We start from the raw sequence: 6397 nt of genomic DNA, 5'->3' as shown, positions 1-6397 counted from the left end.
TTTCGGCCCCGGGCATTGCCAGGTCCGGGCCACGCTGCAATAATCGCGGGTTTCCCTGAATGCGTTCAGGGTGATCAAGCCCGGGCGGCGGCTTTTCTTGCGCGATGCTAGTCGACATCGTGCAAGGCGGGCGGCCAGTCCGGCGGGCGTTGCCGATCGAAGCGGCGCCTGTAACTGAACCCTTCAAGGATTGAACATGAAACGTACCTACCAGCCCTCCAAGACCCGCCGCGCACGCACCCATGGCTTCCTCGTGCGCATGAAGACGCGCGGCGGCCGCGCCGTCATCAACGCCCGCCGCGCCAAGGGTCGCAAGCGCCTGGCCGTCTAAGGCCGTGCCGCTCGGCGCCGCCCGAGCGGGGACGCTGCTCCCATGCACCGGCTGAAAACCCGCGCCCAGTTCCAGGCTGTCATGGCGGGAGGCACGGTCTCGCGCACGGCGCATTTCGCGCTGCACCGGCTCGGCCTCACGGCCGCCGGCGCGGCATCTGCAGGGCCCGACCAGGAGTCGCAGGCCCTGTTCGCCGTTCCCCAGGGGCAGCCCGGCGTCTGGCTCGGGGCCATGGTGCCCAAGCGCTGGGCGCGCCGCGCGGTCACGCGCAACGCCATCAAGCGGCAGATCCATGCCGTGGCCGCCGGCTTCGAGTCGCGCATGCCGCGGGCAGCCCATGTGGTGCGCCTGCGCGCGGCCTTCGACCGCAAGCATTTCGTGAGCGCCACGTCGGACGCCCTGAAGGCCGCCGTGCGCGCCGAGCTGCAGCAGCTGTTCGCCGCGGCCGAGCGGCGCGGCGCTGCGGCGGGGGCCGTGCCATGATGCGCGCGCTGCTCATGGCCCTGGTACGGGGCTACCGGCTGCTGCTCAGCCCCTGGATCGGGTCGGCCTGCCGGTTCGAGCCCACCTGCTCGCTGTACTCCCTGCAGGCGCTGGAGAAGCACGGCGCCGCCGCGGGCAGCTACCTCACCGTACGGCGCCTGGCGCGCTGCCACCCTTGGTGCGAGGGAGGGCATGATCCCGTGCCGCAGCAGCTGCCGCGCGGCATGCGCCTGTTCTCGCGGCTCACGCCTTCCGACACTCCATCCTCTTCACCTACGAAGCATTCATGAACGACATCCGCCGCACCATCCTGTGGGTGATCTTTGGCTTTTCCATGGTTTTGCTGTGGGACAAGTGGCAGATCCACAACGGCAACAAGGCCACCTTCTTCCCCACGCCGCCGGCCCAGACGGCCAGCGCGCCGGCGGTGGCTGCGTCCGCGGCGGGCGCGGCCAGCGTTCCCGTGGCCAGCAGCGCCGCACCCGGCGCGGCCGCGCAGCCGCCGGCCGGCAGCCCGGTCCAGCCCGCGGCCACCCCGCGCGAGCGCGTCACGGTGAGCACCGACGTGCTGCGCCTGGCCTTCGACACCGACGGCGGGTCGCTGGTGCAGGGCGAGTTGCTGAAGTACCCGGAGATGGGGGACAAGGCCAAGCCCTTCCTGCTGCTCGACGAAAGCGCCGACCGCGTCTATGTGGCGCAGACGGGCCTCATCGGCGGCGCTTTCCCCACGCACAAGACCCCCATGGCGCTGGTGCCCGGCCCGCGCGAGCTCAAGGACGGCGAGAACGAGCTGCAGGTGCGCTTCGAGTCGCCCGACCTGGGGGGCGTGAAGCTGGTCAAGACCTGGATGCTCAAGCGCGGCGCCTATGACATCGCTGTGCGCCACGAGGTGGTCAACACCGGCACGGCGCCCGTGTCGCCGCAGCTGTACCTGCAGCTGGTGCGCGACGGCAACAAGCCCGCGGGCGAATCGTCGTTCTATTCCACCTTCACCGGCCCGGCCGTCTACACCGAGGCCAAGAAGTACCACAAGGTGGAGTTCAAGGACATCGAGAGCGGCAAGGCCGAGATCGACAAGTCCTCCACCAACGGCTACGTGGCCATGGTGCAGCACTACTTCGCCACCGCCTGGCTGCTGGCCGACGGCGTGCAGCGCGATAACTTCGTGCGCAAGGTCGATGCCAACCTCTACTCCGTGGGCATGATCGCGCAGCTCGGTGAGATCGCCCCGGGCCAGTCCAAGTCCATGGACGCGCGCCTGTTCGCCGGCCCGCAGATCGAGACCCTGCTGGAAAAGCTGGCGCCGGGCCTTGAGCTGGTGAAGGACTATGGCTGGCTGACCATCCTGGCCAAGCCGCTGTACTGGTTGCTGGACCAGCTGCACAAGGTGATCGCCAACTGGGGCTGGTCCATCGTGGCGCTGGTGGTACTGCTCAAGATCGCGTTCTACTGGCTCAACGCCAAGGCCTATGCCAGCATGGCCAAGATGAAGGCCATCAACCCGCGCATCCAGGAGATGCGCGAACGCCTCAAGGACAAGCCGCAGCAGATGCAGCAGGAGATGATGCGCATCTACCGCGAGGAGAAGGTCAACCCCATGGGCGGCTGCCTGCCCATCATGATCCAGATCCCCGTGTTCATCGCGCTCTACTGGGTGCTGCTGTCGAGCGTGGAGATGCGCGGCGCGCCCTGGATCGGCTGGATCCACGACCTGTCCTCGCCCGACCCGTTCTTCATCCTGCCGCTGCTCATGACGGCCAGCTCGCTGCTGCAGACCGCGCTTAACCCCGCGCCGCCCGACCCGATGCAGGCCAAGATGATGTGGCTCATGCCGCTGATGTTCAGCGTGATGTTCTTCTTCTTCCCGGCCGGCCTCGTGCTGTACTGGCTGACGAACAACATCCTGTCGATCGCTCAGCAGTGGATCATCAACAAGCGCATGGGCGTGCCGCCGCAGTTCAACCTGCCCAAGTTCCGCTGATTTGCCCCAGGCATCCATCGCAACGGCCGCTTAGCGGCCGTTGCCGTTTTCGGTACCATGCGGGCCACTACATCCGGTAGTCAATCAACACACAAGGAGCCAGACGGATGATTCAGCGAACGACCTTCAAACGGGGCATGGTGGCAGCGGCAATGGTGTTGGCGGTGGGCGCCACGCATGCGGCCAGCCTGCGCTGGGCGGGTGCCAACGATATTCTGACGATTGACCCGCACGCCCAGAACCACCAGACCACGCACGCCTTCCTGCAGCAGATCTACGAGAGCCTGGTGCGCTACGACGCGAAGTACCAGATCGAGCCCGCGCTGGCGACGAAGTGGACCCAGATCTCGCCCACCCAGGTGCGCTTCGAGCTGCGCAAGGGCGTCAAATTTCACGACGGCGCGCCGTTCACGGCCGACGACGTGGTGTTCTCGCTCACGCGCGCGGGCACGGCGCCGTCCAACATGATGTCCGCGGTGCAGAGCGTCAAGGAGGTCAAGAAGGTCGACGACTACACCGTGGACCTGATCCTCAAGGGCCCCAACCCCATCCTGTTGCGCGAGATCACCGAGGCGCGCATCATGAACAAGGCCTGGGCCGAGAAGCACAACTCGCTCAAGTCGCAGGACTACGCCGGCAAGGAAGAGAGCTACGCCTCGCGCAACGCCAACGGCACCGGCCCCTTTTCCCTGGTGAGCTGGCAGCCGGACCAGAAGCTCACGCTCAAGAAGAACCCCAACTGGTGGGACAAGCCCAAGGGCAACATCGACGAGGTGGTGTTCACCCCCATCAAGTCGGCCGCCACGCGCACGGCTGCGCTGGTGTCGGGACAGGTGGACTTCGTCGTCGATCCGCCGCCGCAGGACCTGGCGCGCATGAAGGCCGACTCCAACCTCAAGCTCATCGAGGGCGCCGAGAACCGCACCATTTACCTGGGCCTGGACCAGTTCCGCGACGAGCTGCCCGGCGCCGGCACGCCGGGCAAGAATCCGCTCAAGGACAAGCGCGTGCGCCAGGCGCTGTACCAGGCCATCGACTCGGCCGGCCTGCACAGCCGCACCATGCGCAACCTCTCGGTGCCCGCGGGCGTGATGGTGGCGCCCATGGTGCATGGCTGGAGCAAGCAGCTCGACGAGCGTGCCGCCAAGTACGACGTCGAGGCCGCCAAGAAGCTGCTCGCCGATGCCGGCTATCCGCAGGGCTTTGCGCTCAAGCTCGACTGCCCGAACGACCGCTACGTGAACGACGAAGCCATCTGCCAGGCCGTCACCGCCATGTGGACGCGCATCGGCGTCAAGACGCAGCTGCAGACCGCGCCCATGGCGCAGTTCGTCACGCGCGTCATGAACAATGACGTCAGCGCCTACCTGTTCGGCTGGGGCGTGGCCACGTTCGACGCGCTGTACACGCTCGACTCGCTCATGTCCACCAAGGACGGCAAGACCGCCGCGGGCGTCTACAACGGCGGGCGCTTCAGCGACGCCAAGCTCGACGGCATGATCCAGCAGATCAAGGTCGAGATGGACACCGCGAAGCGCGACGCGCTGCTCCACGATGCCCTCAAGCTGACCAAGGACGAGTACTACTACCTGCCGCTGCACCACCAGATCCGCCCCTGGGCCATGCGCAAGAACGTGGAGACGGTGCACCGCGCGGACGACCGTCCCATGCCGACCTGGACGACGATCAAGTAAGCCGGCATCCGCTCATGCCCGCCAAGGCCCGCATCGCGGGCCTTTTTCTTGCGCATAGGCTGGCCAGCGAGCCGGTGCCGCAAGCCGGATGCGCCCGTGAATATGGATGAATATCGATAAATTACCCAAATGCAGCCTGGGAAAGCGCCGCGCTTGATGATCTGGAGCATTCCCGCATCAAGCAACTCATCAGATGATGAAGTGGCGTCGCTCGGATGCGACCGGGTGGGATCCGGTCGGTGGCGCTGCTCTAGGGACATTCCCTGAATTTATCGATATTTTCCGTGCATCGTTCTACATTGGCATGGACCCTGCGGACGGCACTTGCCCCGCCCGCATACAGCACAGGAGACCCCATGCCCCGCATCGCCACCATCGCGCCCGCCAGGGCGCCGGGCCGTTGAGGCCGCCGATGGAGCCATGGCTCGAAGCGTGCGCCGGCCGCCAGGTCGGCTCGGTCGCGCTGCGCCGCGCGGACTCCGCGCAGACGCGGAGCGAGAAGCTCGCGCGCATCGTGCTGGATGCGATGTACCAGTTCGTCGGCCTGCTGGACGCCGACGGCCGCACGCTGGAGATCAACCGGGCGGCCTTGGACGGCGCGGGCGTGCGCATCGAGGACCTGCGCGGCAAGCCCTTCTGGGAGGCGCGCTGGTTCCAGATTTCGCGCGAGACCACCGAGATGCAGCGCGACTTCGTGCGCCGCGCTAGGGGCGGCGAGTTCATCCGCTGCGACATGGAGATCTACGGGCAGGCGGCCGGCGACGAGACCATCGTGGTGGACTTCTCCCTGCTGCCGGTGCGCGACGACCGCGGCCGGGTGGTGTTCCTGCTCGCGGAAGGCCGCAACATCACCGAGAAGAACCGCGCCGAAGCCGAGGTCAGCCGAAAGAACGCCGAGCTGGAGAGCCTGCTGGAGCGCGTGCGCCAGCTCGACCAGCTCAAGAGCGACCTGTTTGCCAACGTCAGCCACGAGCTGCGCACGCCGCTGGCGCTGATCCTCGGGCCTGCCGAGGAGTTGCTGGACACGGGCGCCGGCCTCAGCGACGCGCAGCGGCGCCAGCTCCAGGTGATCCAGCGCAATGCCGCCACGCTGCTCAAGCGCGTCAACGACCTGCTCGACCTGGCCCGGCTCGACGCGCGGCGCATGGACGTGCAGTACGCGCGCATCGACCTGGCGGCCCTGGTGCGCGAGCAGGCCGAGCAGTTCCACGCGCTCGCCCCGCAGCGCCAGCTGCGCTACGCGGTGGTGGCGCCGCCCGATCACCGGCGACATGGTGGAGCTGCACCTGCGCGTGGCGCACGCGCCGCCGTTCCAGCCCGGGCAGTACGCGCTGATCTATGCGCCGGGCGTGACGGGCGCGCGCGCCTACTCGATGTCCCACGTGGACGGTGCGGATGGCGACTGGCGCTTCATCGTGCGCCGCGTGCCGGATGGGCGCGGCAGCGGCGTCCTGTGCGAGCAGCTCCAGGTGGGTGATCGCCTGGACGTGGACGGCCCGTTCGGCCATGCCTGGTTGCGGCCCACGGAGCGCGACGTGGTGTGCGTGGCCGGCGGCTCCGGCCTGGGGCCGATGCTGTCGGTGGCGCGCGGCGTGCTGGCCGGCGGCGGGACGCGGCGCGTGCACTTCTTCCTCGGGCTGCGCACGCAGGCCGAACTGGGCGCCGCGCACGAGGCCGCGGCGCTGGCCCCAGACCGCGTCACGACCACGGTGGTGCTGTCCAGCCCGGCGGCTGGCAGGGGCCGACGGGCTTCGTGCATGCCGAGGTCGAACGCGCCCTGTCCGGGCCTTTGGATCAGTTCGACTTCTACTTCGCCGGCCCGCCGCCCATGATCGAGGCCATGCAGGAACTGCTCATGGTGCGCCACCGCGTGCCCTTCGAGCAGATCCATTTCGACCGCTTCGTCTG

The 6397-nt window shown here is 67.8% G+C and carries 5 protein-coding genes and 2 pseudogenes; all 7 read left to right on the top strand.

Annotated elements, in window-relative coordinates:
• Positions 1-196: 196 nt before the first annotated feature.
• Positions 197-331: a 50S ribosomal protein L34 gene (rpmH, locus tag ALIDE2_RS23545; RefSeq protein ID WP_005798102.1), complete on the top strand. Its 135-nt coding sequence runs from the start codon at positions 197-199 to the stop codon at positions 329-331.
• Between the two features lie 42 nt (positions 332-373).
• A complete protein-coding gene (locus ALIDE2_RS23540) occupies positions 374-814 on the top strand; it encodes a ribonuclease P protein component (RefSeq protein WP_013521158.1) in 441 nt (146 codons plus the stop codon).
• Positions 811-1104, top strand: coding sequence for a membrane protein insertion efficiency factor YidD (yidD, locus tag ALIDE2_RS23535; RefSeq protein ID WP_013521157.1), 294 nt, complete (start codon positions 811-813; stop codon positions 1102-1104). Before ALIDE2_RS23540 ends, yidD begins: the two co-directional genes overlap by 4 nt.
• Positions 1101-2795 carry a membrane protein insertase YidC gene (gene yidC, locus ALIDE2_RS23530; protein ID WP_013521156.1) on the top strand — a complete coding sequence of 565 codons (1695 nt, stop codon included), beginning with the start codon at positions 1101-1103 and terminating at the stop codon, positions 2793-2795. Before yidD ends, yidC begins: the two co-directional genes overlap by 4 nt.
• A 107-nt stretch (positions 2796-2902) precedes the next feature.
• Complete coding sequence (locus tag ALIDE2_RS23525; RefSeq protein ID WP_013521155.1) at positions 2903-4489, top strand: ABC transporter substrate-binding protein; 1587 nt, start codon at positions 2903-2905, stop codon at positions 4487-4489.
• 193 nt (positions 4490-4682) lie between these two features.
• Positions 4683-5615: pseudogene (locus ALIDE2_RS25600) on the top strand (histidine kinase dimerization/phospho-acceptor domain-containing protein); the annotation flags it as partial.
• A pseudogene (locus ALIDE2_RS25825) lies at positions 5569-6275 on the top strand (FAD-binding oxidoreductase); the annotation flags it as partial. The pseudogenes ALIDE2_RS25600 and ALIDE2_RS25825, both read left to right, overlap by 47 nt.
• Positions 6276-6397 lie beyond the last annotated feature (122 nt).

The organism is Alicycliphilus denitrificans K601 (assembly GCF_000204645.1).
Lineage (GTDB): Bacteria > Pseudomonadota > Gammaproteobacteria > Burkholderiales > Burkholderiaceae_C > Alicycliphilus > Alicycliphilus denitrificans.
The sequence above is the reverse complement of the archived record's forward strand: the minus strand, read 5'-3'. Positions and strand labels throughout refer to the sequence as shown.

Bases quoted from the DNA above. Each gene is read 5' to 3' on its own strand.
- rpmH (WP_005798102.1), top strand. From the start codon at position 197: ATGAAACGTACCTACCAGCCCTCCAAGACCCGCCGCGCACGCACCCAT.
- ALIDE2_RS23540 (WP_013521158.1), top strand. From the start codon at position 374: ATGCACCGGCTGAAAACCCGCGCCCAGTTCCAGGCTGTCATGGCGGGA.
- yidD (WP_013521157.1), top strand. From the start codon at position 811: ATGATGCGCGCGCTGCTCATGGCCCTGGTACGGGGCTACCGGCTGCTG.
- yidC (WP_013521156.1), top strand. From the start codon at position 1,101: ATGAACGACATCCGCCGCACCATCCTGTGGGTGATCTTTGGCTTTTCC.
- ALIDE2_RS23525 (WP_013521155.1), top strand. From the start codon at position 2,903: ATGATTCAGCGAACGACCTTCAAACGGGGCATGGTGGCAGCGGCAATG.